We start from the raw sequence: 24,447 nt of genomic DNA, 5'->3' as shown, positions 1-24,447 counted from the left end.
GCCCCGGCGAACGATCCGGCCGCGCTCAGCCGGCCGGCGCGACGATCGCGATCTGTCGGCCGTAGCTCGGTTCTCCGCAGTGCGTGGCGCGGCGATAGGAGAAGAAGCGCGCCTCGTCCGCATAGGTGTCCAGCCCGAGCGCCGCGACGCGCGTCACCCCGGCGGCGGCAAGGCGGTGGACGACATAGCCTTCGAGGTCGAAGCGATGGTGTCCGGCGCGAGCATCGACGAAGAAGCGTTCGTTGGCAGCATCCGCCTCCTCGAAGCGGCGGCGGAAGGCGTCGTCCACTTCGTAGCTGGGGCGCGCGATGCACGGGCCGACCGCGGCGACGATCCGCTCTACCCGCGCGCCCCGCGCAACCATCGCTGCAACGGTGGCGTCGGTGATCCCGCCCAACGCCCCCTTCCACCCGGCATGCGCCGCGCCGACCACGTTCGCAGCGACGTCGGCCAGCAGCACCGGCGCGCAATCGGCCGTGACCACGCCGATCGCCAGCCCCGGACGATCGGTGACCAGCGCATCCGCCTGCGGTCGCTCCGCGAATGGCGCCTCCACGGTGACGCAGGTTGCGGAGTGAACCTGGTACGGCGTCAGCAGGCACGCGTCGGGGGCGACTGCCGCCAGCGCCGCGGCGCGGTTCGCCTGTACGGTCGCGCCGTCGTCGCCCGACCCCAGGCCGACGTTCAGCCCGGCGTGGACTCCATCCGACACGCCGCCCGAGCGCCCGAAGAAGCCGTGCGGCACACCGTCCAGCAGCGCGGCGCGAAACGGCCGCGGCACGATCACAGCGCGCGTCGCATCACGACGTCGGTATCCTCGTGATCGCCGACCATGAAGGCGTAGCGGCCGACATCCTCGAACCCGTATTTGACGTAGAAGCGCCGCGCACGCTCATTGTCGATGAATACCGACAGGTACATCTCATCCATGCCGCGCGCGCGCGCCTCCTCCAGCGCCCATTCCATCATCTTCGGCCCCATGCCGCCGCCCTGCCACGGCTGGAGCAGATAGAATTGCCGCAGCTCGATCGCGCCCTGCGGCGGCGTGAATGGCAGCCGCGGCGGGCCGAGCTTGATGTAGCCGACCGCGGCATGGCCGTCCTCGACCACCATCACCGCATAGCGCGGATCGTCGATCTCGCGCGCCCAGTCATCGGGGGTGTGCTGCTCCAGGAAAGTGGCGAGGTCGGCGGCGGAATAGAGCATTCCGAACGTCTCGGTGAAGGTGGCGCGCGCGACGCCGGCGAGGGCGGCGGCGTCCTTTGCGGACGCGCGGCGCAGCGTGGCCGGGCGCGTCATGCGGCGAGGGCCGCGGGTTGCGGCCAATCCTTGTGCGTCAATGCGATCACCTTGAACAACTCCCCCATGTCTTCCACCAGCCGCCGGCGATCGCCGGCGACCCGTTCCCCAAGCGCCGTCGCGCGCTGATCGATCCCCAGCGCGCGCAGGAACGCGCCCTGCGTCGTGGTGCCGTACGTGCGTGCGCCCGACGCTGTCGCTACCAGTCGCAGCGTCGCCATGTCGACGTGCGCGGTCAGGTCCTGCTCGCCCGGCGCCTCGAACGGATTGGCGTAGGCGTGGCCGCGCACCGCCTGCAACGTGTCGCCGACCGTGGGCCCGTCGTAGCCATAGTCGATCACCAGCGCGACGCCGCCCTGCTCGACGATCCGCGCGGACAGGTCCGCCATGATCGCGACGCTGGCTGGCGAGGTCTCGATGATCGCGCCCGGCGAGGCGTCGAGCAGCGCTGGCGGGATGATCGTGTCCGGCACACGCGCGCCGGCGATCGGCACGAACAGCGTGTCCTGACACGCTACCAGCCGCTCGTGCCACGCGCCGTCGCGGCGCACGAGCTGGCGGATCGGCAGCGCATCGAAGAATTCGTTGGCCACGACGATCAGCGGCAGGTCGTCGGGCAGGGTGGTGAGCGAGTCGTGCCACGTCGCGCCCGGCACACGTTCGGCCTGCGCGGCGCGCATCGTCGCGCTGGTTTCGACGAAATGAACCGTCGGCGTCATCCCGGCGCGCGTCATCACGCGCAAGGCATCGGCGGTCATGGTGCCGCGCCCCGGGCCGAGCTCGACCCACGCCACCGGCGGGCACCCGGCGCGGTCCCACACATCGGCAGCCCAGGCGCCGATCAACTCGCCGAACATCTGGCTGATCTCGGGCGCGGTCGTGAAATCGCCGCCCACGCCGAGCGGATCGCGCGTGCCGTAATAATGCGCGTTTGCGGCGGCCATGAACTGGCTGACCGGTATCGGCCCGCCCAGCGCGATCGCGCGCGCCAGCCGCTCGGCAAGCAGCATTTCAGCCATCAGGCGACCGCGTCCGATCCGGCGATCGGCGCGACGCGCGTACGACGGCTTGGCGCGGTGACGACCAGGAACGCACCCGCGATCACCATGGGCACACACAGCCACTGGCCCATGTGCAGCCCGGTCGCTTCGGCGAACTGGCGCAGCTGGGCGTCAGGCTCGCGGAAGAACTCGACCGTGAAGCGCGCCACGCCGTAGCCGGCGAGGAACAGCCCGACCAACTTGCCCGGCTGGTAGCGCGCGTCGGTGCGCCAGAAGAAGAACCACAGCAGCGCGAACAGTACGATCCCCTCCAGCCCGGCCTCGTACAGCTGGCTGGGATGGCGGGCCGGCTCGGCCATGCCGAACGGCACCGTCCGCTCGAACACGATCGCCCATGGAACGTCGGCGGGCTTGCCCCACAATTCGCCGTTCACGAAATTCGCCAGCCGCCCGAAGAACAGCCCGAACGGTACGCAGCACGCGACGTAATCGTGGATGCGCAGCCAGTTCAGACCCTGCTTGCGCGCAAACCATATCAGCCCCAGCGACGTGCCGATCACCCCGCCGTGGAACGACATGCCGCCATCCCACAGCCGCAGGATCGACAGCGGCCGCGTCAGCATCTCGGGCGCGTAGAACAACACGTAGCCGATCCGCCCGCCCAGGATGATCCCGAGCGTCGCGTAGAAGACGAGGTCGTCGGCATGGCGCCGCGCCATCGGTGCGCCGGGCTGGGCGAGCAGCTTCAGCAGATACCACCAACCGATGACGATCCCGGCGATATAGGCGAGGCTATACCAGCGCAGCGTGAACACGCCGATCGAGAAGATGTCGGGGTGCAGGCCCAGGTCGGAAAAATGTATGTGGCTTGCCGCTACGGCAGCCGTGAGCGCGGGCAGGATCAAGGCTTTCCCCTCGTGAATCGCGCCTCCATAAGGGGCGAATAAGACAAACCCAAGCGGAGAGAGTGATGCGGACCGAGCTTGACGCGCGCATGGATGCCACGATGGCGGCCTTGACCGGGGAAGGTGGACCGCTGATGCTGGGTAGCATTGCTCGCTTCGGGCGTACGCTGCCCACGATCGCCACCGCGCCGCCGACGCTGCCGGCCTATTTCGCGCACTTTTGCGCCGAGCACCGCGACAAGGAATTCCTGGTCGCAGGTGCGGAGCGCATCACCTTTGGACAGGCTCACGACGCTGCATCGCGCGTCGCGCAGGCGTTGGTCGATGGCTACGGCATCCGGCCCGGCGATCGCGTCGGGATCGCCGCGCGCAATTCGGCGGCGTGGATCGTGCTCTATATGGGCATCGTGATGGCTGGCGGCGTCGCGACGCTGCTCAATGGCTGGTGGCAGGCCGAGGAACTCGCGGCGGCCATCGAAGAGGTCGCGCCGGCGCTGATTTTCGCCGATCCGCCGCGGACGAAGCGGTTGGCGGGCATCGACGTGCCGGTGCAGCCGTTCGACGATGCCGAGCCGCTGGACCGCGCGCTGGACGCGGTGTTCGCGCGCTCGCACGGTGCCGCGCTGCCGGTGGTGCAGCCCGACGATCACGCTACGATCCTGTTCACGTCGGGCTCGACCGGCCGCGCGCGCGGTGCGTTGTCGACGCACTTCCAGGTCGTGCAGGGCACCTTCAACTTTCTCGCTTCGGCGATGATGATGCTCGCGATCTCGGCGCAGGATGGCAAGCCGATGGCGGCACAGCCCGCTACGTTGCTCAACGTGCCGCTGTTCCACGTTACGGCAATGGTGCCGACCTTTTTGCAGAGCTTCGCGATGGCGCGTAAGCTCGTGCTCATGCCGCGCTGGGATGCCGAGGAGGCGATGCGGCTGATCGCGCGCGAGAAGGTGACCTATTTCGTCGGCGTGCCGCTGATGAGCCTCGAGATGCTCAACCACCCACGACGCGGCGACTATGATCTGTCGACGGTCAGCGACTTCGCTGCCGGCGGCGCGCCGCGCCCGGTGGAGCATGTCCGCCGTCTCGATGCCGAACTGCCGGGGTCGCCGCTGATCGGCTACGGCCTGACCGAGACCAACGCCGTTGGCGCGGGCAACTGGCGCAGCAATTATCTCGGCAAGCCCTCCTCCACCGGACGCGCCTCCGCGCCGCTCGTCGACTTCGCGATCCTCGACGATGCCGGCCATCACGTGCGCCACGGCGGCCTGGGCGAGATCGGCATCCGTTCGGCGGCCTGTTTCGAGGAATATTGGGGCCGCCCCGCGGACACCGCCGCCTGCTACACCGCCGACGGCTTCTTCCGCACCGGCGACCTCGGCTATCTCGATAACGACGGCTATCTCTTCATCGTCGACCGCAAGAAGGACATCATCATTCGCGGCGGCGAGAACATCAGCTGCCAGGAGGTGGAGGCCGCGCTCTATACGCATGCTGCCGTGACCGAGGCAGCGGTGTTCGGGCTGGCTGACGAGCGGCTCGGCGAAGTGCCATGCGCGGTCGTGCATCTGGCCGACCCGCGCGCGGCGAGCGAGGCCGATCTGCTGGCCTTCCTCGCCGAGCACCTCGCCGCCTTCAAGGTTCCGCATCGACTATGGTTCAGCGCCAGCCCGCTGCCGCGGCTGGGAACCGAGAAGATCGACAAGCTGGCGCTGCGCAAGCGTTATGGAGAATTGGTGGCGGGCTGAGCGCTGGCGTGGCGTGCGCTTCCCCGCGCCGGCCCGCATCGCTGACAAGCCTCTTCCGCCGCACTGCGCCGCCCGCTAACCCGGCGGCATGGTGGAGATCACGCGGCGCAGGCTTCTCGTATCCGGCGGGGTGGGCGTGGGGTTGGTCGTCGCCTGGGCGGCGTGGCCGCGGACTTATCTGCCCAACCTTGCCGCCGCGCCTGGCGAGCAGGTGTTCAACGCCTTCGTGAAGATCGCGCGCGACGGGCGTGTCGTCGTGGCGGTGCCGCAATGCGAGCACGGGCAGGGCGTTTATACCACATTGCCGCAGATCGTCGCCGACGAGCTTGGCGCGGACTGGCGGACGGTGGGGGTGGAGGCTGCGCCCGTTTCGCCGTTTTATGCCAATGCACTGGCGGCGGACTACCTGTTCGGCGCCGGATTCGATGGCATGCCGGAGCGGGTGCGTGACGAGCGCTGGACGCGTGACGCGCTGATGCTGACCGCAGGTTCGACCTCGATCCGCCGCTTCGAGGCGCCACTGCGCGAGGCGGGGGCAGCGGCGCGGGTGCTGTTGTGCCAGGCGGCGGCGAAGCGCTGGGACGCGGATTGGCGCGACTGCACCACGGCGGACGGCTTCGTCGTGCAGGGCGCGCGGCGTCTGCGCTTCGCGGAACTGGCCGAGGCCGCCGCGAGTGAAACGCTGCCGGATGAATTGCCGTACCGGATCGGCGACGAGGGGCGGTTGACCGGCACCGCGGTACCGCGTCTCGACGTGCCGGCGAAGGTCGACGGATCGGCAAACTTCGTCGCGGACATACGCTTGCCCGACATGGTGTTCGCCAGCATCCGGCAGGCCCCGCATCCGCGCGCTCGATTGCTGTCGGCGAACTTGCCGGCGGCACAGCGCATCAGCGGGGTGCTTCACGTCGTCCGCAACGATCATTGGGTGGCGACGGTCGCGAATAACTGGTGGTCGGCCAATCGCGCGCTGGAGGCGCTTGCGCCGCGCTTCGAGGGCCCCCGGATCCCGGACGATGCCGCCATCGCGCGGGCGCTCGACGCCGCGCTGGAGGAAGAGGGGTATCGTACAGCCGCGGTCGGCGACGTCGAGGCGGTGTTCGCGGGCGCGCGGCTGGTCGAGGCCGAGTATAGCGTCGCCCCGGGGCTGCATGCCGCAGTCGAGCCGCCCGCGGCGACCGCTCACTGGCAGAACGATCGGCTGGAGTTGTGGGTCGCGACGCAGGCGCCGTCGCTGGCGCGTAGCGCGGCGGCGGAGGCGATCGGCGTGAGCGAGACGCAGGTCATCGTTCACCCGATGCTGGCAGGCGGGTCGTTCGGCGCGGCCCTGGAGGTCGACGTCATCCGGCAGGCGGCGGTGCTGGCCGTCGAGTTGCGCCGCCCGGTGCAATTGGCGTGGTCGCGCGGGGAAGCCCTGCTCCATGACCGGGTACGCGCGCCCGCCAAGGCGCGGATGGCGGCACGGCTGGCCCCGAATGGTACGATTCTGGGATGGCGTGCACGGGTAGCGGTGGCGGCGACCGGGCGAGAACTGGCGGCGCGGCTTCTGCCGGGCGATGCGCTGCGGCGGCTCTCGGCGCTGCTGCCAGCGGGGTCAGACGGCTATGCGATGGCTGGGGCAATGCCGCCGTATCGCCTTCCGGCCTTGGCGGTTCATCATCATCCCGTCGGGCTCGATCTGCCGACCGGGCATCTGCGCGGCGGGGCGGACGGCTACACCGCATTCTTTACAGAATGCTTCCTCGATGAGTTAGCGCGCGTCGCGGGCAGCGAGCCGATGTCGTACCGCGTCGGGATGCTCGGCGGCGACGTGCGGCTGGCGCGTTGCCTCACGACCGCGGCGGCACTCGGCGGGTGGAGCGGTGGCGTGCCGGGCAGCGAGCAGGGGATCGCCTGCCACAGCATGGCGGGCAGCGCCGTGGCGGTGTTGGCGGAGGCGAGCGTCGATGGAAGCGGGCAGCCCCGCGTCGATCGGCTGGTGGCGGCGGTGGATTGCGGCCGCGCGATCAACCCCGACGTGGTACGCCAGCAGATCGAGGGCGGGCTGGTCTTCGGGGTTGCAATGGGGTGTGGGACGGCGGCATCTTATCAGTCCGGACTGGCGAGTGTGCGCCGCCTTGGCGATGTCGGACTGCCAACTCTGGGCGATACACCGGAGATCACGATCGAGTTGATCGCGTCGTCGGCGGACCCGGGCGGGGTCGGCGACCTGGGCGTGCCGGCAGTGGCACCGGCGATCGCCAATGCGTTGTTCGCCGCCGGGGGAACGCGGTGGCGCCATCTGCCGTTCAGGAGCGCGTGATGCTTCCCCCCGATCACCCGATCATCCCGCGAGCGCGCATTGGCGTGCTGATCATCAATCTCGGCACGCCCGATGCTGCGGACACGCGTGCCGTGCGCCGTTATCTGGCGGAGTTCCTGTCCGATCGGCGCGTCGTCGAGCTTCCGAAGCTGCTCTGGCAGCCGATCCTGCGCGGTGCCGTCCTGACGACCCGGCCGAAAAAGTCTGCGCACGCCTATCAGCAAGTGTGGACCGACGCCGGCTCGCCGCTCGCCGCGGTCACCCGTGCACAGGCCGAGGCGCTGAAGGGCGCGTTCGGTGATGATGTGCTGGTCGACTGGGCGATGCGCTATGGCAATCCGTCCATCGGCGACCGGTTGGCGGCGATGAAGGCGGCCGGGTGCGAGCGGATCCTGCTGGCGCCGCTCTATCCGCAATATTGCGCGGCGACGACCGCGACCGCCAACGACAAGGCATTTCTGGCGCTGGCGGGAATGCGCTGGCAGCCGGCGTTGCGCACCCTGCCGCCCTATTACGACGACCCCGCCTACATCGATGCGCTCGCCCGCAACGTGACGACGCAGTTGGCTAAGCTTGATTTCGAGCCGGACACGATCATCGCCAGCTTCCACGGCATGCCGAAGCGCACGCTCGAACTGGGCGATCCCTATCATTGTCATTGCCGCAAGACCGCACGATTGCTGAGCGACGCGCTGGGCCGGCCGTTGAACGTCGCATTTCAGTCGCGCTTCGGACCCGCCAAGTGGCTGGAGCCCGCGACCGACATCACGCTGGAGCAACTGGCGGCACAGGGGCAGCGCAAGGTTGCGGTCCTGGCGCCGGGCTTCTCGGCGGATTGCCTGGAGACGCTGGAGGAACTCGCGATCCGCGGACGCGAAAGCTTCGTCGCGGCGGGTGGTACGCACTTTGCCTACCTGCCGTGCCTGAACGACGGCGCGGAAGGCATCGCGATGCTGCGCACGTTACTCGCACGTGAACTTGAAGGCTGGGTGCGCGCCGCATAGGCTTGCCGGGTTGATGTACGTCGCTCCGCCGGGGCGAGGACAACGGGAGAGGATGCTATGGCAAGGATCGCGATCGTCACGGGAGGTACGCGTGGCATCGGGGAGGCGATCAGCCTTGCGCTTCGCGAAATGGGAATGACCGTCGCGGCCGTCTATGCCGGCAATGATGAGCGCGCGAAGGAGTTTTCCGAACGCACCGGCATCGCGGCGTTCAAGTGGGACGTCGCCGATTTCGACGCCTGCCAGGCGGGCTGTGCGAAGGTCGCCGAGGCGCTCGGCCCTGTCGACGTACTGGTGAACAACGCCGGCATCACGCGTGATGGCACGATCCTGAAGATGACCTACCAGATGTGGAAAGAGGTCATGGACACCAACCTCGGCGGTTGCTTCAACATGGCGAAAGCCGTGTTTCCCGGAATGCGCGACCGCAAATGGGGGCGGATCGTCAACATCGGCTCGATCAACGGGCAGGCCGGTCAATACGGGCAGGTCAATTATGCGGCCGCCAAGAGCGGCATCCACGGCTTCACCAAGGCGTTGTCGCAGGAAGGCGCCCGTGCCGGGGTGACGGTGAACGCGATCGCACCGGGCTATATCGACACGGACATGGTCGCGGCCGTACCTGGCGACGTCCTGGAAAAGATCGTCGCCAAGATCCCGGTCGGGCGTTTGGGACAGGCGCAGGAGATCGCACGTGGCGTTGCCTTCCTTTGCTCGGATGATGCCGGATTCGTGACCGGCTCGACGCTGAGCATCAACGGCGGTCAGCATATGTACTGACGGGCGGAGGCCTGCGCGCTGCGGGTCCGCTGCATTTGATCGACGCCGCTGGGTTCGCTTGAGCCGGTGCCTTATGAATAACACGAGCCCGGCGCCTTTTGGCACCGGGCTCGCGCCCTCATACACTACGCGAGGGATCCTTGTCGGCCTGGGGCGGCCTGGCAAGACGATGCGCCCTGCACACATCGCTTGCCGGCAGTGCCGACCACCGCCTCAGCGGCAGCCGCGCGAGTTGTTCGACTTCTCGATCGCATTGCCTGCAACCGCGCCACCGACGCCACCCAGTACGGTGCCGAGCGTACGGTCGCCGCGCGAGTCGATCACCCGACCCAGCAGTCCGCCGGCGATCGCGCCGACCACGGTCCCGGTCGTGCCGTTCGAGCAGCGACGGTTGTAGTTGTAGCGGCGGTCCGAGCCGCGATAGTCGCGACGGTCGTAAGAGCCACGGTTATCGTCGTAGCGGCTATAGCGGCTGCCGTAGCGCTGCGCATCAGCGGTGGTCGGCGCGACGGCGGCGGCACCCATCGCGAGCGCGGCGCCGGCAAGTGCGAGGTTCTTGAACATCGATCGTCTCCCGTTCTCAATCCGGTCGGCGGTTTCCCGTCGATGTGATGCTTATGGGTGATTCGCGTTGAGCGGAGCCTGAATGCGCCCGTTATCGCAGGTTCATCCTTTTCCACCGTGATGTAGGTCGCCTAAAAGGCCGCGTGCGACGGTGGGCATTCATCCCGATGGTGTTGCTGCTGGTGCCGTCGTTCAGCGGCGCTCCACGGCGGCTGATCTTCCCACGCGACCTGATCGTTACCGCGAAGCCATTCGTGCCCGACGGCGGGTGGCCACGCCGAATCGGGGCGCTGGAACCGGTCGGCGCGTTCACGCTGTCGGCGAACCAACGTGGTTTCGGCGGCTTCTCCGCGCTGGCCCTACATCGTGGGCAAGTGATCCTGCTCACCGATGGCGGCATGTTGGTACGGCTGCGACTCGCGGGCGGGGTGGTGCGCACGCTACCCGGCAGGACGCTTCACGACGGACCGGGAACTGGCTGGAGCAAGGAGACCCGTGACACCGAGTCGATGGTGGTCGATCCCGCAACGGGCCGCACCTGGATCGGCTACGAGCGCGCGAACGCGATCTGGCGGTATGCACCTGGCCTCGCCCGTGCTGAGAAGTGGGCGGCTCTCACGGCTTTACGCGGTTGGGGTGTAAACAGCGGTGCCGAGTCGCTGGTGCGGCTTCGCGAGCGACGCTTTCTGGCGCTGCGCGAAGGCGGGCTGCGGCAGGTCGGGGCACGCGCGGCGGCACTGTTTGACGGTGATCCGGCGTCCGAGGCCACCGTCAGCCATGCTCTCCGCTACCTGCCGCCGCCGGGTTATGTACCGAGCGATGCGGCGGTGCTGCCCGATGGCGATGTATTGGTGCTCAATCGTCGCTGGCAGCCACCGCTGCATTTCGATGCGCTGCTGGTACGAGTCGAAGCAGACCGTATCCGCGCCGGGGCGCTGCTGCACGGGAAGGTGGTGGCGCGTTTCGGGCCTACGCTGGGCGGCGAGAATCCCGAGGGCCTCGCAGTCGCGCGCGAGCGTGACGCAACGATGATCTGGCTCGTCACCGACAATGACGGTGCCGCGTGGCGGCGGACCGTGCTTGCCAAATACCGGTGGCACGGCTGAACATGAGCCACGGACACGCAGAAAGACCCACCGTCAGCGGGACGGCAGGTCTTCCTCGTATCGGGCAGTGCCGCTGGCGTCAGGCCGCGACGGCGGCCGAGCGCTTCTTCACGACGTCACGCTTCAGGCGGCGCGCCTTCAGCGACAGCTTGTCGTCGGCGGTCTTGACCAGCCAGTTATCAAGCCCGCCATTGTGCTCCACCGAGCGCAGGCCGTGCGTCGACACACGCAGCCGGATCGAACGCTCGAGCGCGTCCGACAGCAGCGTGACGTTCTGCAGGTTCGGCAGGAACGTGCGCTTCGTCTTGTTGTTGGCGTGGGATACGTTGTTACCCACCTGCCGGCCCTTGCCGGTCAGCTCGCAAATGCGCGACATGTGACTAATCCTGAATTCGGTTGCCCGGAAAGTGGGCGCGAGTAACCTTCCTTGCGCGATCGGTCAAGTCGCGATGGCTGCAACCACCCCGCGAAGCCGGCGTTGTTGCGGCAGCGAATCCAATAAAGTCGGGAGAAAAAGGATGCGTACCCTTTTGGTGCTGATCGGAATTGTAGCGCTGGTGTTTCTTGCCGCGCTGCTGCTCGGCTTTGTCAAGTTCGACCAGACGCAGACTGCGCAGCTGCCGCGAATCGAAGGCGGGCAAGCGCCCAAGTTCGACGCGAACGTTGCCAAGGTGACGGTCGGTACGGAGAACAAGACCGTCGCTGTGCCGGATATCAAGGTGGAGAAGCCGGCGGAGCAGCCGCGCTGACGCTGGCCGGGTGGCGCGCGGCGGGGTAGGCGGCGGTATGTTTCCGCTGCCACATCCGATGCGCGCCGCGCTGGACGCTGCCCGCGCAGCAGGGCGCGCTGGCGAGGTCCCGGTAGGCGCTGTGGTGATGTGCCAAGGCGCGATCATTGCGGTAGCCGCCAATGCGCCGCGTGGCCTTCGCGACCCCACAGCCCACGCCGAAATCCTTGCCATTCGCGCCGCCGCCCAGACGCTAGATCGCGATCGGCTGGAGAATTGCGACCTGTGGGTCACCCTGGAGCCATGCGCCATGTGCGCCGGCGCGATCGCCCACGCACGCATCGCGAGGCTTTATTACGGCGCAGACGATGCGAAGGGCGGAGCCGTCGAGCACGGCCCACGCTTTTTCGCGCAGCCGACCTGCCATCATCGTCCGGAGACCTTCGCCGGAATCGGGGCAGGTGAGGCATCGGCGTTGCTGCGCGCGTTCTTTGCAGCGCGGCGCTGACGATCGATCGCCAGCGCCGTGTGGCTCTCAGCGTGCCGAGACGTCGTTCTGCGAGACGGGGACGATCTTGATCTCGACGCGGCGGTTGGCGGCGCGTCCCGACTCGGTCTCGTTCGACTCGATCGGCTGCGTCTCGCCGAAGCCGCGCGTTGCGATCCGCGCGGGTTGCACGCCGTGACTGGAGAGATAGTCGGCGACCGAGGTAGCACGCCGCTCCGACAGATCCTGATTATAGGCGTCGCTGCCGGATGAATCGGTATGGCCGTACACGTCGACGTAGGTCTGGTTGTAATCGGCGAGCACGCTGGCGACCTTGTCGAGGGTCGCGCGAAACTGCGGCTGCACGTTCGCCGAGTTATAGGCGAAGTTGATCCCGGACGGAATGTTGAGCAGCAGGTCGTCACCCTGTCGCGTCACCTCCACGTCGGTGCCGCGCGTGCGCTCACGCAACTCGCGCTCCTGCTTGTCCATGTACGCGCCGACGCCGGCACCGGCGATACCGCCGATGCCGGCACCGATGATCTTCTCGGTCCGGTCACGTCGCCCGCCGACCAGATCGCCCAAGAGGTATCCGCCCAACGCGCCGCCGATACCGCCGATCGCGGTCTTGGAAATCGTGCGCTGACCGGTCTCGGGATCGGTCGTGCATGCCGCTACGCTCAGCAGCGACACGCAGGCCAGCGTGGCCGCCAGCTTCGACGATAGCTTCATCTACAATTCCCTTTCGTGGCTGATGCCGGTCAACCCGACGTTGCGCGGGATTGTTCCGCACGCGCACTGAATGGCGGCTGAAGCGTGCCGAGGTGATTTTGCGGATTGTCGTCGCCGCGCTTTGTCGCCAAGAGGGACGCGAACCATGCTACCGCCGTTCCCTTGGATCGACGTCGTCATCATTCTGGCGCTGGTGGCGCTGAATGGCGTCTTCGCGATGAGTGAACTGGCGATCGTGTCCGCCCGCAAGGCGCGGCTGGAGGCGATGGCGCGCACCGGTCGGCGCGGCGCTGCGATCGCGATGGATCTTGCCGCCGATCCCGGAAAATTCCTTTCGACCGTCCAGATCGGCATTACGCTGATCGGGATCATAGCAGGCGCCTATTCGGGCGCGAGCCTCGGCACGCCGACGGCCGCGCGGCTGGAGGCAATGGGGCTCAGCCATGCGCTGGCGGAGCGGCTCGGTTATGTGCTGGTCATCGCGCTGACGACCTACGCCTCGCTGATCGTCGGCGAGCTGGTTCCCAAGCAGTTCGCCTTGCGCAAGCCGGAAGCGGTCGCGGCGCTGGTGGCGCTGCCGATGGCGTGGCTTGCGATGCTGACCAAGCCGATCGTCTGGGTGCTCGACGCCAGCAGTGCCTTGCTGTTCCGCATCCTAGGGCTGAACCGGGAGAATGAGGACCAGGTGACCGCCGAGGAGCTGCACCTGATCGTCGCCGAGGCGAGCAAGTCGGGTGTGATCGAGGAGCACGAGCGCTCGATCATCTCGGGCGTGGTGCGGCTGGCGGACCGGCCGGTGCGCGAGGTGATGACGCCGCGCACGGAGGTCGATTGGCTGGACATCTCGCTGGACGATGCCGCGATCCGCGCCAAGCTGCTCGACACGCCGCACAGCCGCCTGCCGGTGGCGCGCGGCTCGATCGATGCGGTGGTCGGCGTGGTGCAGGCGCGCGACGTGGCGATGGCGCTGTTCCGCGGCGAGACGCTCGACCTCGAGCGGCTGGTGCGCAAGGCGCCGGTGGTGATCGACCAGATTGACGCCATGGACGCGCTCGACGCGCTGCGCCGTGCCGAGGTGCCAATGGCGCTTATCCACGACGAATACGGGCATTTCGAGGGGATCGTGACCCCTGCGAACCTGTTGGCCGCGATTGCGGGCGAGTTCGTTTCCGATGCCGATCCGCACGAGAGCCCCAACGTGGTCGTGCGCGACGACGGGTCGTTGCTGGTAGCCGGGACGATGGCGGCGGATGCACTCGCCGACCGCCTCGGCATCGATCTGCCCGAGGATCGTGATTATGCGACGGTCGCCGGGCTGGCGCTTGCGGCGTTCCGCAAGCTGCCGGAGGAAGGCGAGAGTTTCGAGGAGCAGGGCTGGCGGTTCGAGGTGGTGGACCTCGACGGCCGGCGGATCGACAAGCTGCTGGTGAGCGAGGCCTGAACGCTCAGCCGTGCTCGTTCACCGCGAGCACATCGATAGCATCGTCGCGGCCGTTGAAGGCAACCGCTTCTCCCGGCTCCGCGCCCATCAGTGCGCGCGCCAGCGGGGCGGAGAAGGCGAGCAGGCCGGCAGCGGGATCGGCCTCGTCATCGCCGACCAGCGTCACGGTGCGCTCGCGACCGGCGAGGCGGAAACGGACGGCGCTGCCGAAGCCGATTATGCCGTCAGCACGCGGCGCGGTTTCGATCGCGGTGGCGCGGCGGGTCTTCCAATAGCGTAGGTCGCGCGCGATCGGCTTGACGGCTTCATCGTCGCTCGCCGCTGCCAACGCCGCTTCGAGATCACGGACGCGCGCGTCGATCAGCGCGCGGCCCCGTGGCGTCACGAGATTGGGGCCGGGCGGGATCGGCAGTTCGAAGCGCGGTTCGAGATGTTCCTCATCGCTCTCGCGGCGGAAGGCGACGCTCATCCCAACTTGCCGAATTGTGCTTCGTAGCCGGCGCGGTCGCCCTGCGCGAGCAGCCGCGCCTGCTCGCGCCAGCGGTCACGCTCCATGCGCCCCTGGAAGACGCCGAGCTGCGCGTCCAGCTGTTCGGCCTCGGCGTCGTCCAGCCATGCGAGCTGATCGACGCGCGTGATGCCGAGTTCACCGAGCCGGGTCGCGATCTTGGGACCGAGGCCTTTGAGGATCGAGACGGATTGCGTGTCGGGCGATTCTTCGGTCGGAACCTCTGCGACAACGCTGGCCGGGACAGCTTCGAACGGCGCGGCCGCCGGGATCGGCTCCCCGGCAAGTGTCGGGCGGGACGTGTCGATCGCCGTCTCTGGCGGAGGCGTAGCGGTCGCCAGCTCGTCGCTCGGGGCAGCATGGGGAGCTGTGACGACCGGCGATCCGCCTTCGGCGGTATTGGTCGCCTCGACCCCGTCCGCTTTCAGACTTTCGATGCGATGCTGTTCATCCGCCTCGGCGGCCCGGCGCTGCCGCTTGAGCTTTGCGCCCCAGATCATGGCGATCACGGTGAGGATCGCGAGAACCGCGACCAGCCCGAGCGCGATCGTGATCAACGCGCCGTCCTGCGAAATCGGCTCCAAAGCATAACCGCTAGAGTTCATCACGTCGTCCTGTGCCGAAAAGAGTGCACGCTCAACCTTCGATGAGCGCCTTGGCTCCGATGTCCCGGCGGTAGAAGCCGGTCGGGAAGTCGATCCGTGCGACGGCGGCGTAAGCGGCGCGTTGCGCCGCGGCGACATCGGCGCCCGTGGCGGTCACGGTGAGAACGCGCCCGCCGTTCGACACCAAATGTCCGTCTTTCATCGTCGTACCCGCCTGAAAGACGACCGCACCGTCGGCCTGCGCAACGTCGATTGCAGCGATCGCGCCCCCGGTCTTCGGCGTGCCGGGATATCCGTCGGCGGCCATTACGACGGTGAGCGCGACGTCGTCGGAGAAGACCGGGGAGGGGGTGTCGGCGAGCTTGCCCTCGGCAACGGCGAGCAACAGCGCGGCCAGATCGCCGGTGTAGCGCATCATCAGCACCTGACACTCGGGATCGCCGAATCTTACGTTATATTCGATCAGCTTCGGGCCGTCGGTGGTCAACATGAGCCCAGCGTACAACACGCCGACATACGGCGTCCCGGCGGCCGCCAACGCGTCGATCGTCGGACGCACGATCTCGCCCAGCGCGCGTTCCTCCAGAGCGGGCGTGAGCACCGCGGCAGGGCTGTACGCCCCCATCCCGCCGGTATTCGGGCCGGTATCGCCGTCGCCCACCCGCTTATGGTCCTGCGCGGAGCCGAAGGAGGCGGTGCTGGTGCCATCGCATAGCACGAACAGGCTCGCTTCCGGGCCTTCGAGCATCTCCTCGATCACGGCCTCGACAGGGCCGTTTGCGTAGAGATCGGCGACGGCGGCCTCGGCCTCGGCGCGGGTCGTCGCGACGACGACGCCTTTGCCGGCGGCGAGGCCGTCGGCTTTGATGACGCAGCGTTCGCCGAAATCGTCGAGGCAGGCGAGGGCACCGTCCTTCGAGGTGACCCGGAAATAGCGCGCGGTCGGGATGCCGACGCGCGCACACAGATCCTTGGTAAAGCCCTTGGAACCCTCGAGTTTCGCTGCCTCTCGCCCCGGGCCGAAGACCGGCACGCCGATCGAGCGGATATTGTCCGCCAGCCCGTCCACCAGCGGCGCCTCGGGGCCGATCAGGACCAGTCCGATGCGCTGGCGTCGCACGAAATCGACGATTGCGCGGTGATCGGTCACGTCCAGTTCCGCGATCGTCGCATGTTCGGCGATGCCGGGGTTGCCCGGTGCCGCGAAGAGCGTATCCAGCGTCGGGGACTGCGCAAGCTTCCAGGCGAGCGCATGTTCGCGTCCCCCCGAACCCACCAGCAGGATGTTCATGGCCGACCCCCTTTTCGATACTCAGGCGGGGCGGCTGGTAGCCGAGCCGACGCCCGGCGACAATGCGATGGCGATGAGCGTCGGCGAGCTGTCGGGCAAGCTGAAACGGATGGTGGAGGGCGAGTTCGGCCACGTCCGGCTGCGCGGCGAGATCTCCGGCTACAAGCGCGCGACCTCCGGGCACGTCTACCTGTGCCTGAAGGACGAGAGCGCGGTGATCGACGGCGTGATGTGGAAGGGGAGCGCCGGGAGCCTGGCATTCCGCCCCGAGGACGGGATCGAGGTGGTCGCGACCGGGCGGCTGACGACCTTCCCCGGCCGGTCGAAATACCAGATCGTCATCGAGCGGATGGAATTGGCCGGCGCCGGCGCGCTGATGGCGTTGCTGGAAAAACTGAAGGCCAAGCTGGCGGGCGAGGGGCTGTTCGATGCGGCCGCCAAGCAGCCCCTGCCGTTCATGCCGCGCGTGATCGGGGTGGTGACGTCACCGACCGGCGCGGTGATCCGCGACATCCTGCACCGGCTGGAGGATCGCTGCCCGACTCACGTGCTGGTGTGGCCGGTGAAGGTGCAGGGCGCGGGGGCGGCCGAAGAGGTCGCGGCAGCGGTGCGCGGCTTCGATGCGTTGCCGGACGGCGGACCCGTGCCGCGCCCCGACCTGGTGATCGTCGCGCGCGGTGGCGGTTCGATCGAGGACCTGTGGGCGTTCAACGAGGAAGTGGTGGTGCGCGCCGTCGCGGGATGTTCGATCCCGATCATCTCGGCGGTGGGGCATGAGACCGATACGACGCTGTGCGACCATGCCGCCGACCTGCGCGCCCCCACCCCGACCGCGGCGGCGGAGATCGCGGTCCCGGTGCTCGCCGAGCTGCGGCTGACGCTGGATGCGATGGCCAACCGCACGCAGCGTTGCGCGCGCCGCTATGTCGAGCGCGGGCGCGAGCAACTGGCAGGGCTGGCGCGGCTGATGCCGACGCGCGACCGGTTGCTGGGGCCGCAGCGGCAGCGGCTGGACGAACTGGGCATGCGCGGCGACCGCGCGCTGGAGCGGCGTGTGGCGCGGGCGCGCGGCGAGCTGACCCATGCGGCGGGCGCGATCCGCCCGGCGACGCTGGAGCGGCGGCTGGAGGCGGGACGGCGGCGCTTGGCCGATGTCGGGCGCCTGATCGACAGCCTGAACCCGGACCGCATCCTGGAACGCGGCTATGCGCGGGTCGAGGCGGCGGAGGGCGGAACCGTGACGACCGCGGATGCGGCACGGGCGGCGGGCGCGCTGTCGCTTCGCTTCCGCGACGGCGCGGTCGCGGTGCAGGTCGACGGGAGCCCGCGACCGGGGCCGACGGTCGAGCCCACGGCTGAGCCCAAGGTTGAGCCCAAGGTTGAGCGAAGCCCGCGCCGCGCCTATCCTGACAAACCCGAACAGCCGCGCCTGATCTGAAAGCCCTTGTCCGATGCTGATGTCCCATACCGATCGTCCCGCCAAGCTGCATTACATGGCCAACGGCTTCCGCATCCTGGCGCCGGGCGACCATGTGGTGTGCGCGGTGAGCGGCGCGCGGATCCCGCTGGAGGACCTTCGATATTGGGACGTCGCGACGCAGCGGCCGTTCGCAAGCGGCGCGATCGCGATGGAGGAGCTGGCGCCGCGGTGAGGCGCCGGCCGCTGCTCGCACCGCTGCTCGCACCGTTGCTGGCGGCGGCATGCGTGGGGGCGCCGGCGGTGATGCCCGCCGCGTCGGTGGCCGCCGCGCCGCGACCATTGCTGCCGGCGCCACCGCAGCTGGTAGCAGCGACCCGCTTCGGATTGCGCGGGGCGTTGCGGCAGGGCGGGCTGGCGCTGGGGAACGTGCCGGCGGGGACGACTGCGCTGACGCTCGACGGTGCGCCGGTGGTGGTCGCGCCGGACGGGCGGTTCGTGATCGCCTTCGACCGCGACGCCGGCCCGCAGGCGGTGCTGATCGCCGGATTGTCCGACGGGAGCACGATGACCGCGACGTTGTCGATCGCGGCGGGCGACTGGCGGATCGAGCGGCTGCCGACGCTGCGCAAGGTGCCGGTGCCGGACGCGGAATTTGCGGCGAAACGATCGGGCGAGCTGGCGCGGATCGTCGCGGCGCGCACCGTGGGCAGCGCGGCGGAGGGGTGGCGGCAGCGCTTCGTATGGCCGGCGACGGGGCGAATCTCCGGGCTGTTCGGGGCGCAACGCATCTACGCGGGTGAGCCGGGCAGCTATCACGGCGGCGTCGACGTGGCGAAGCCGGAGGGCGCGCCGGTCGTCGCGCCGGCGGATGGCGTGGTGGTGCTGGCCGCCGATCCGCCGTTCACGCTGGAGGGGCGATTGCTGATCCTCGATCATGGTCACGGGCTGACCAGCGCATTCCTGCACCTGTCGCGCATCGACGTGCGCGTCGGGCAGCGGGTGCGGCAGGGCGAGGCGATCGGCCTTGTCGGGCGGACGGGCCGCGCGACCGGGCCGCATCTGCACTGGGCGATGACGTGGAACGGCGCGCGGATCGATCCGATGCTGGTGGCGGGGACGATGCCGCGCGCTTGAGTGCGCGTGTCAGGCCTCGGGCCGGCGAATCCTGCGCAGGTAAACGACAGATAATGGCAGGATCACGCCAGCGATGCCGGCCGCGCGCAGGATCGTCGCGGCGGCGGGATGTGCGTCGAGGTAATGGAGCAGCGCCCGCATCGCGACGATGCCGAGCACGAAGATCACCCCCGTCGCCAGAAGCGCGGCGGCGACCATTATCGCCTGCGTTCGTGATGGCACCGGTTGGTCTCCGCCTTGTGTGTGGGAGGAGATGTATCGCGGGGTCCGCAACGGGCGGAAAGATGGTCGGCTTGGCGATTTGGCTCATAGTGGTCGTCGCGAGGCTGTCCACGTGACGCTGGGCGAGCTTGCACGGCTGCGATCTACCGCGCGGCCGCTTTTCCGGCGGGGGCTCCGCCCGCGGCCAGGCTGATTTTGTGGATACGTTGTCGCCGATGCGAGTGTGGCGCGGCGATCCGGCGTGTCGTGGTCCGGCTCTGGATTGCTTCGCTGCGCTCGCAATGACGGCAGGCGGGGGGCAGTGGACGGTGGCGGGACCTGCGGTCGCAAGCCGATCGACATTCCGGCCCTGACGTCGACGCAGCGCGATCCCGCATCGATCCGACCGACCGCGTCGTATCGTACCTGATCCGCTGCGTCGCCGTTTCGCAAGGACGCTCCCGATCGAACCCGGCGTGGCGGACGGGTGCCGCTCGCCGCTCGCGCTCGATCCGGTAGCGGGTCCTTCAATCGGTCCGCGGCACCATCACCTCGATCACGCCGGCAGCGACGTGCGCGGTGACGGGGGTGTGGGCGAGCACCTCGCCATCGATCGAGATCGGCAGCGGCGGGTCGGTGCGGACCTTGATCGACTTGCCGGAGAAGCTGACGGTATCGTGGTGGCGTTCGTTGCGGCCGAGGAAGCTGTACGCCCAGTTGCGGACCAGCCGCCGTTTGTAATGACCCTTCACCGCCTGCACCACGATCTCGCCCGAGGCGATGCCGGCCTCGTCGACCAGCCACGTGCCGCCATGATAGGGGCCGTTGGAGATGCGCACTTCGACCACGCGCAGTTTCTTCTCACCCTCGCCATTGTCGACGTAGAGCGTGAACGGCTTGAAGCGCGACAATTGATAGCCGGCCCAGCCGAGATAACCGATGCGGCCCAGCACCTTCTTGAGGTTGTGCGGGACGGTCTCGGCGATCTGCGGGCTGATCCCCATCGCAGCGCAATTGGCGAAATAATCGTCGTCGATCATTCCCAGGTCGATGCGCTTCGGCACCCCGGTCTTGAAGACGTCGATCGCTCCCTCGATGTCGAGCGGGAGGCCGAGCGAGCGCGCGAAGCTGTTCGCGGTGCCCAGCGGCAGCACGCCGAGGATCACGTCATGGCCGACCAGCAGGTCGACCAGCCCGCTGATCGTGCCGTCGCCGCCACCGAGGATCACGAGATCGGGCTTCTTCTCCAGCGCCTTGCGCACGGTACGGTCGAGGTGTTTGGGGTCCTTCACCGCGTGCGGGATCACACTGAACGGCAGGTCGCGCAGCTGGCGGCAGGCACGCCTGAACAATTTGCGTCCGCGGCGCGACTTGGCGTTGACGATCAGGACGGCGGAGCGGATCTCGGTCATACGCGACCAACGCACAGGTCGGCGTTTCGCCCCCGTAACGCTTGCATGGGCGCGCCGATTGCGGGAAAGCGCGGTCATGCACGCCGCTTATCCCGCGTTGCGCTTGCGCCGCACCCGTGCCGCCGCCTGGAGCCGCCGGCTCCATGCCGAGAACGTCCTCACGCCGGCCGATCTGATCTGGCCGCTGTTCGTGACCGAGGGGAGGGACGTCGAGGAACCGATCGCGTCGCTGCCGGGCGTGTCGCGCTGGTCGGTCGACCGGATCGTGGCACGCGCGAAGGAGGCGCACGAGCTGGGCATCCCGTGCCTGGCGCTGTTCCCGAATACGCAGGCGGGGCGACGCAGCGACGACGGTGTCGAGGCGCTGAACCCAGACAATCTGATGTGCCAGGCGCTACGCGCGATCCGTGACGCGGTGCCCGATATCGGGCTGCTGACCGATGTCGCGCTCGATCCCTATACCACGCACGGGCATGACGGGCTGATCGACGAGCGCGGCTATGTGATGAACGACGCGACGGTCGAGGCGCTGGTCGCGCAGGCGCTCAACCAGGCGCGTAACGGATCGGACGTGATCGCGCCGAGCGACATGATGGACGGGCGCGTCGGCGTGATCCGCGCGGCATTGGAGCGCGAGGGCTTCGTCAACGTCCAGATCATGGCCTATGCCGCGAAATATGCCTCCGCCTTCTACGGCCCGTTCCGCGACGCGGTGGGCAGCCGCGGGCTGCTGAAAGGCGACAAGACCACGTACCAGATGGACCCGGCCAATGCCGAGGAAGCGCTGCGCGAGGTTGCGCTCGACATCGCCGAGGGCGCGGACAGCGTGATGGTGAAGCCGGGGCTGCCGTATCTCGATATCGTCGCCAAGGTGAAGCAGGCGTTCGCGGTGCCGGTGTTCGCGTACCAGGTGTCCGGCGAATATGCGATGATCGAGGCCGCCGTGGCGGCGGGCGCGGCGGATCGCGAGCAGGTGGTGCTGGAGACGTTGCTGGCGTTCAAGCGTGCCGGTTGCTCGGGCGTGCTGACCTATCACGCGCCGCTGGCGGCGCGGTTGCTGGGCGCGTGATCGACACGCCGCGCCTGATCCTGCGGATGCCGGTGGCGGCGGACCACGCGGCGCTGTTTGCGATCTGGTGCGATCCGGCGGTGATGGCCGATCTGGGCGGGCCGAAGGACGAGTCGGCGTGCGCGGCGACGCTGGCGCGGCACGCCGGCTATGCCCCGCTCGGCTTCGGGGTGGTCGAGCGGCGCGACGATGGCGCGGTGATCGGGCACGTCGGGCTGAAGCCGGGGGCACCGCACACGCCGATCGCGGGGATGCTGGAGATCGGCTGGGCGATCGCGCGCGAGCATTGGGGTGCGGGCTATGCGCGCGAGGCGGCGGCGGGGTGGCTCGGCTGGGCCTGGGCGAACCGCGACGAGGCGGCGATCCACGCGATCACCGCGCGCCGCAACGCCGCGAGCCGCGCGGTGATGGCGCGGCTGGGCATGCGGCACGTGGCGGCGCTGGATTTCTTCCACCCCGTGCATGCGGACGACCCGGCGCTGGCCGACAGCGTGACGTACCGGATCGACCGGGCGCTGGATGACTGAGGGCGCGTCGGCGCGGGCACGGGTGCTGTTCGTCGCGACGATCCTGACCGGATCGTTCCTGCTGTTCCTGGTCCAGCCGATGATCGCGCGCATCGCGTTGCCGCGGCTGGGCGGGGCGCCGGCGGTGTGGAATTCGGCGATGCTCGTCTATCAGGCGCTGCTGCTCGGCGGTTATGGCTATGCGCATCTGCTGAGCCGGGTCGCGCCGCGGCGTCAGCGGGTGGTGCATCTGGCGGTGCTGCTCGCCGCCTGCGCGTTCCTGCCGATCGGGCTGAGCGACCGCGCGCTGCCGGACGGCGCGGAGCCGGCCTTGTGGGTGCCATACCTGTTCGTCGTGTCGATCGGGCCGCTGTTCTTCGCGGTGTCGGCGCAGGCGCCGTTGATGCAGCGCTGGTTCGCCAGCGCACGACCCGGCGCCGATCCCTATGCGCTTTATGCGGCGTCGAACCTTGGAAGTTTCGCGGGGCTGCTCGCGTTCCCGCTGCTGGTCGAGCCGTTGATGACCGTCACGCGGCAGCGGTGGTTGTGGAGCGCGGGCTATATCGCGCTGATCGTGCTGGTCGCGGCATGTGCGCGGCTGCTGCCCGCCGGATCGGGAACGGGCGGAGAGCCGGCGCGGCGGCCGGCGCCGAGCCGAGCCCGGGTGCTGCGGTGGATCGCGCTGGGCTTCGTACCGTCGGGGATGATGCTGGCGACCAGTACGTTCGTCAGCACCGATCTGGTCGCGATGCCGCTGTTGTGGGTGATCCCGCTCGCGATCTACCTGCTGAGCTTCTCGATCGCGTTCGCGGCGCGGCGCGGGGCGGCGGACCTGCTGACGTCCAGCGCGCCGGTGACGATCGTGCTGTTCGGCGGCGTCCTGATGGGCGGATTCGCGGAGCGCGCGACGTTCAGTGCGGTCACCGCGCTGATCCTGCTGTTCATGATCTCGGTCGCGCTGCACACCCAGCTGTACCGCCTGCGTCCGGAGCCGGCGAGGCTGACCGGCTTCTACCTCGCGATGTCGTTCGGTGGCGCGCTGGGCGGCGTGTTCGCGGGGCTGGTCGCGCCGACGCTGTTCGACTGGACGTGGGAATATCCGCTGCTGATCGTGGCGGCGGGGATGCTGGTGCCGCAGACCTATCTGACGCCAGCATTGCGCGCCGTCTGGCATCGCCGTGGAGCGCCGGCGATCGGGTCGGTCGCGATCGTGCTGCTGCTGGCGGGCGCGGTGCTGCTGATCGGGCGCGAGCCGGGCGGGTTTCGCGAGGTACGGCATGTCGGCACGATCTTCGCCATCGTCGCGCTGGGCGGGCTGGTGTCGCTGGGCGCGCGAGTGCCGTACCTGCTGGTGCTCGCCAGCGGGTTGCTGCTGTTCGGCGGCGTGCGCGCGGTGTCGCTGTCGCTGGAGCCGGGCGCGCGGGTGCGCAGCTATTTCGGGGTCTATACCGTGGCGGACGAGGCGCGGCGGCGGACGCTGATCCACGGCACGACGCTGCACGGCGTCCAGCTGACCGGAACGGCGGCGCGCGAGCGGACGCCGACGACCTATTACACGCCCGATTCGGGTGTGGGTCACGTGATGCGCGCCGCGCCGGCGGTGTTCGGGCCGGGCGCGCGGATCGGGGTTGTCGGGCTGGGGACGGGCACGCTGGCCTGTTACGCGCAACCGGGACAGCGCTGGCGCTTCTACGAGATCGATCCCGCGATGGCGGCGCTGACGCGGGCGCGGCGCTTCACCTTCGTCGCGGATTGCGCGCCGCAGGCGACGATCGTACTGGGCGATGCGCGGCTGTCGCTGGAGCGGGCCGCACCCGCCAGCCTCGACGTGCTCGCGCTGGATGCTTTCTCCTCCGACGCGGTGCCGATGCACCTGCTGACGCGCGAGGCGTTCGCGGGCTACGCGCGGGTGCTGGCGCGCAACGGCGTGCTGGCGGTCCATATCTCCAACCGCTTCGTCAACCTGCGCCCGGTCGTCGCGGCGGCGGCGCGTGCGGGCGGGTGGCAGGCGTTGATCCTCGACCACCGCCCCTCGCTGCTGAAGGAGGAGGAGACGCCGTCGTCCTGGGTGGTGATGACACGTGATCCGTGGACGCTGGCGCTGGTCACGGGTCGGGAGGGCGAATGGAAGACGCTGCGCGCGCGCCCCGGGTTCGCGGCGTGGACCGACGATTATGCGAGCATCCTGCCTCTGCTGACGTTCTGAG

General features: G+C 68.8%; 26 protein-coding genes. 14 read left to right on the top strand and 12 right to left on the bottom strand.

Annotated elements, in window-relative coordinates; translation table 11 throughout:
* Positions 1-25: 25 nt before the first annotated feature.
* From pgeF to lgt, 4 genes are read right to left on the bottom strand one after another with little or no spacing between them, the layout of a single operon-like run.
* Positions 26-787 (bottom strand): peptidoglycan editing factor PgeF, encoded by a 762-nt coding sequence (gene pgeF, locus SPHPHY_RS0114555; protein WP_022687421.1) that lies wholly within the window; start codon positions 785-787, stop codon positions 26-28.
* The gene (locus SPHPHY_RS0114550) at positions 784-1,299 is read right to left on the bottom strand and encodes a GNAT family N-acetyltransferase (protein ID WP_022687420.1); all 516 of its coding nucleotides are present in this window, start codon (positions 1,297-1,299) and stop codon (positions 784-786) included. The genes pgeF and SPHPHY_RS0114550 overlap by 4 nt, the downstream gene beginning before the upstream one ends.
* Positions 1,296-2,318 (bottom strand): class I SAM-dependent methyltransferase, encoded by a 1,023-nt coding sequence (locus tag SPHPHY_RS0114545; protein WP_043130078.1) that lies wholly within the window; start codon positions 2,316-2,318, stop codon positions 1,296-1,298. Before SPHPHY_RS0114545 ends, SPHPHY_RS0114550 begins: the two co-directional genes overlap by 4 nt.
* Positions 2,318-3,205: a prolipoprotein diacylglyceryl transferase gene (lgt, locus tag SPHPHY_RS0114540; RefSeq protein ID WP_022687418.1), complete on the bottom strand. Its 888-nt coding sequence runs from the start codon at positions 3,203-3,205 to the stop codon at positions 2,318-2,320. Before lgt ends, SPHPHY_RS0114545 begins: the two co-directional genes overlap by 1 nt.
* A gap of 65 nt (positions 3,206-3,270) precedes the next feature.
* On the opposite strand from lgt, the gene SPHPHY_RS0114535 reads away from it, so the two are divergent.
* The 4 genes from SPHPHY_RS0114535 (at position 3,271) to phbB (ending at position 9,036) form a co-directional block, all read left to right on the top strand.
* Entirely contained in the window at positions 3,271-4,950 is a 1,680-nt protein-coding gene (locus SPHPHY_RS0114535; RefSeq protein ID WP_022687417.1) for a class I adenylate-forming enzyme family protein, read from the top strand.
* A gap of 88 nt (positions 4,951-5,038) precedes the next feature.
* Positions 5,039-7,252, top strand: coding sequence for a xanthine dehydrogenase family protein molybdopterin-binding subunit (locus SPHPHY_RS0114530; protein ID WP_022687416.1), 2,214 nt, complete (start codon positions 5,039-5,041; stop codon positions 7,250-7,252).
* Positions 7,252-8,256 carry a ferrochelatase gene (hemH, locus tag SPHPHY_RS0114525; protein ID WP_043131278.1) on the top strand — a complete coding sequence of 335 codons (1,005 nt, stop codon included), beginning with the start codon at positions 7,252-7,254 and terminating at the stop codon, positions 8,254-8,256. The genes SPHPHY_RS0114530 and hemH overlap by 1 nt, the downstream gene beginning before the upstream one ends.
* Before the next feature lie 57 nt (positions 8,257-8,313).
* Positions 8,314-9,036: an acetoacetyl-CoA reductase gene (gene phbB, locus SPHPHY_RS0114520; RefSeq protein ID WP_022687414.1), complete on the top strand. Its 723-nt coding sequence runs from the start codon at positions 8,314-8,316 to the stop codon at positions 9,034-9,036.
* A 213-nt stretch (positions 9,037-9,249) separates the two neighbouring features.
* Here the strand turns inward: phbB and SPHPHY_RS0114515 are convergent, their stop codons facing one another.
* Positions 9,250-9,600 (bottom strand): glycine zipper 2TM domain-containing protein, encoded by a 351-nt coding sequence (locus SPHPHY_RS0114515; RefSeq protein WP_022687413.1) that lies wholly within the window; start codon positions 9,598-9,600, stop codon positions 9,250-9,252.
* 143 nt (positions 9,601-9,743) lie between these two features.
* Between SPHPHY_RS0114515 and SPHPHY_RS20265 the strand changes: the two genes are divergently transcribed.
* Positions 9,744-10,706: an esterase-like activity of phytase family protein gene (locus tag SPHPHY_RS20265; RefSeq protein ID WP_156025110.1), complete on the top strand. Its 963-nt coding sequence runs from the start codon at positions 9,744-9,746 to the stop codon at positions 10,704-10,706.
* A 79-nt stretch (positions 10,707-10,785) separates the two neighbouring features.
* Here SPHPHY_RS20265 and rpmB read toward each other — a convergent pair whose 3' ends face one another.
* Positions 10,786-11,082, bottom strand: a complete 297-nt coding sequence (rpmB, locus tag SPHPHY_RS0114505) for a 50S ribosomal protein L28 (protein ID WP_022687411.1) — start codon at positions 11,080-11,082, stop codon at positions 10,786-10,788.
* A 142-nt stretch (positions 11,083-11,224) separates the two neighbouring features.
* On the opposite strand from rpmB, the gene SPHPHY_RS0114500 reads away from it, so the two are divergent.
* Positions 11,225-11,455: a hypothetical protein gene (locus SPHPHY_RS0114500; RefSeq protein WP_022687410.1), complete on the top strand. Its 231-nt coding sequence runs from the start codon at positions 11,225-11,227 to the stop codon at positions 11,453-11,455.
* 58 nt (positions 11,456-11,513) lie between these two features.
* On the top strand, positions 11,514-11,942 hold the full coding sequence (locus SPHPHY_RS0114495; protein ID WP_028056949.1) for a nucleoside deaminase: 429 nt from the start codon (positions 11,514-11,516) through the stop codon (positions 11,940-11,942).
* A 27-nt stretch (positions 11,943-11,969) separates the two neighbouring features.
* Here SPHPHY_RS0114495 and SPHPHY_RS0114490 read toward each other — a convergent pair whose 3' ends face one another.
* Positions 11,970-12,653 carry an OmpA family protein gene (locus SPHPHY_RS0114490; RefSeq protein WP_022687408.1) on the bottom strand — a complete coding sequence of 228 codons (684 nt, stop codon included), beginning with the start codon at positions 12,651-12,653 and terminating at the stop codon, positions 11,970-11,972.
* A 145-nt stretch (positions 12,654-12,798) separates the two neighbouring features.
* Here SPHPHY_RS0114490 and SPHPHY_RS0114485 point away from each other — a divergent pair, with 145 nt between their 5' ends.
* Positions 12,799-14,094 carry a hemolysin family protein gene (locus SPHPHY_RS0114485; RefSeq protein ID WP_022687407.1) on the top strand — a complete coding sequence of 432 codons (1,296 nt, stop codon included), beginning with the start codon at positions 12,799-12,801 and terminating at the stop codon, positions 14,092-14,094.
* Between the two features lie 4 nt (positions 14,095-14,098).
* Here the strand turns inward: SPHPHY_RS0114485 and SPHPHY_RS0114480 are convergent, their stop codons facing one another.
* The 3 genes from SPHPHY_RS0114480 to purD all read right to left on the bottom strand — a co-directional run bounded on the left by SPHPHY_RS0114480 (position 14,099) and on the right by purD (position 16,498).
* Positions 14,099-14,563, bottom strand: coding sequence for a GreA/GreB family elongation factor (locus SPHPHY_RS0114480; RefSeq protein WP_022687406.1), 465 nt, complete (start codon positions 14,561-14,563; stop codon positions 14,099-14,101).
* Positions 14,560-15,159 (bottom strand): hypothetical protein, encoded by a 600-nt coding sequence (locus SPHPHY_RS0114475; protein WP_231370429.1) that lies wholly within the window; start codon positions 15,157-15,159, stop codon positions 14,560-14,562. The genes SPHPHY_RS0114480 and SPHPHY_RS0114475 overlap by 4 nt, the downstream gene beginning before the upstream one ends.
* A 79-nt stretch (positions 15,160-15,238) precedes the next feature.
* A complete protein-coding gene (purD, locus tag SPHPHY_RS0114470; RefSeq protein WP_022687404.1) occupies positions 15,239-16,498 on the bottom strand; it encodes a phosphoribosylamine--glycine ligase in 1,260 nt (419 codons plus the stop codon).
* Here purD and xseA point away from each other — a divergent pair.
* From xseA to SPHPHY_RS0114455, 3 genes are all read left to right on the top strand, one after another.
* The gene (xseA, locus tag SPHPHY_RS0114465; protein ID WP_022687403.1) at positions 16,497-17,936 is read left to right on the top strand and encodes an exodeoxyribonuclease VII large subunit; all 1,440 of its coding nucleotides are present in this window, start codon (positions 16,497-16,499) and stop codon (positions 17,934-17,936) included. The two genes, purD and xseA, sit on opposite strands and share 2 nt — an antisense overlap.
* 13 nt (positions 17,937-17,949) lie before the next feature.
* Positions 17,950-18,150: a DUF2093 domain-containing protein gene (locus SPHPHY_RS0114460; RefSeq protein WP_022687402.1), complete on the top strand. Its 201-nt coding sequence runs from the start codon at positions 17,950-17,952 to the stop codon at positions 18,148-18,150.
* A 71-nt stretch (positions 18,151-18,221) separates the two neighbouring features.
* Positions 18,222-19,052: a M23 family metallopeptidase gene (locus SPHPHY_RS0114455; RefSeq protein ID WP_081645439.1), complete on the top strand. Its 831-nt coding sequence runs from the start codon at positions 18,222-18,224 to the stop codon at positions 19,050-19,052.
* 9 nt (positions 19,053-19,061) lie between these two features.
* Here the strand turns inward: SPHPHY_RS0114455 and SPHPHY_RS0114450 are convergent, their stop codons facing one another.
* Both SPHPHY_RS0114450 and SPHPHY_RS0114440 read right to left on the bottom strand, forming a co-directional pair.
* Positions 19,062-19,250: a hypothetical protein gene (locus SPHPHY_RS0114450; protein WP_022687400.1), complete on the bottom strand. Its 189-nt coding sequence runs from the start codon at positions 19,248-19,250 to the stop codon at positions 19,062-19,064.
* A gap of 530 nt (positions 19,251-19,780) precedes the next feature.
* Positions 19,781-20,665 (bottom strand): diacylglycerol/lipid kinase family protein, encoded by an 885-nt coding sequence (locus SPHPHY_RS0114440; protein ID WP_022687398.1) that lies wholly within the window; start codon positions 20,663-20,665, stop codon positions 19,781-19,783.
* A 76-nt stretch (positions 20,666-20,741) separates the two neighbouring features.
* Here SPHPHY_RS0114440 and hemB point away from each other — a divergent pair, with 76 nt between their 5' ends.
* Genes hemB through SPHPHY_RS0114425 form a run of 3 tightly spaced genes read left to right on the top strand, consistent with a single transcriptional unit; the run spans position 20,742 to position 24,446 of the window.
* On the top strand, positions 20,742-21,734 hold the full coding sequence (gene hemB / locus SPHPHY_RS0114435) for a porphobilinogen synthase (RefSeq protein WP_022687397.1): 993 nt from the start codon (positions 20,742-20,744) through the stop codon (positions 21,732-21,734).
* Positions 21,731-22,261, top strand: coding sequence for a GNAT family N-acetyltransferase (locus tag SPHPHY_RS0114430; RefSeq protein ID WP_022687396.1), 531 nt, complete (start codon positions 21,731-21,733; stop codon positions 22,259-22,261). Before hemB ends, SPHPHY_RS0114430 begins: the two co-directional genes overlap by 4 nt.
* Positions 22,254-24,446, top strand: coding sequence for a spermidine synthase (locus SPHPHY_RS0114425; RefSeq protein ID WP_022687395.1), 2,193 nt, complete (start codon positions 22,254-22,256; stop codon positions 24,444-24,446). The genes SPHPHY_RS0114430 and SPHPHY_RS0114425 overlap by 8 nt, the downstream gene beginning before the upstream one ends.
* The last annotated feature ends 1 nt before the right edge of the window (position 24,447 follow it).

The organism is Sphingomonas phyllosphaerae 5.2, assembly GCF_000419605.1.
In the GTDB taxonomy this organism is placed as follows: Bacteria; Pseudomonadota; Alphaproteobacteria; order Sphingomonadales; family Sphingomonadaceae; genus Sphingomonas; species Sphingomonas phyllosphaerae_B.
This window is presented reverse-complemented; position numbering and strand designations above follow the sequence as displayed.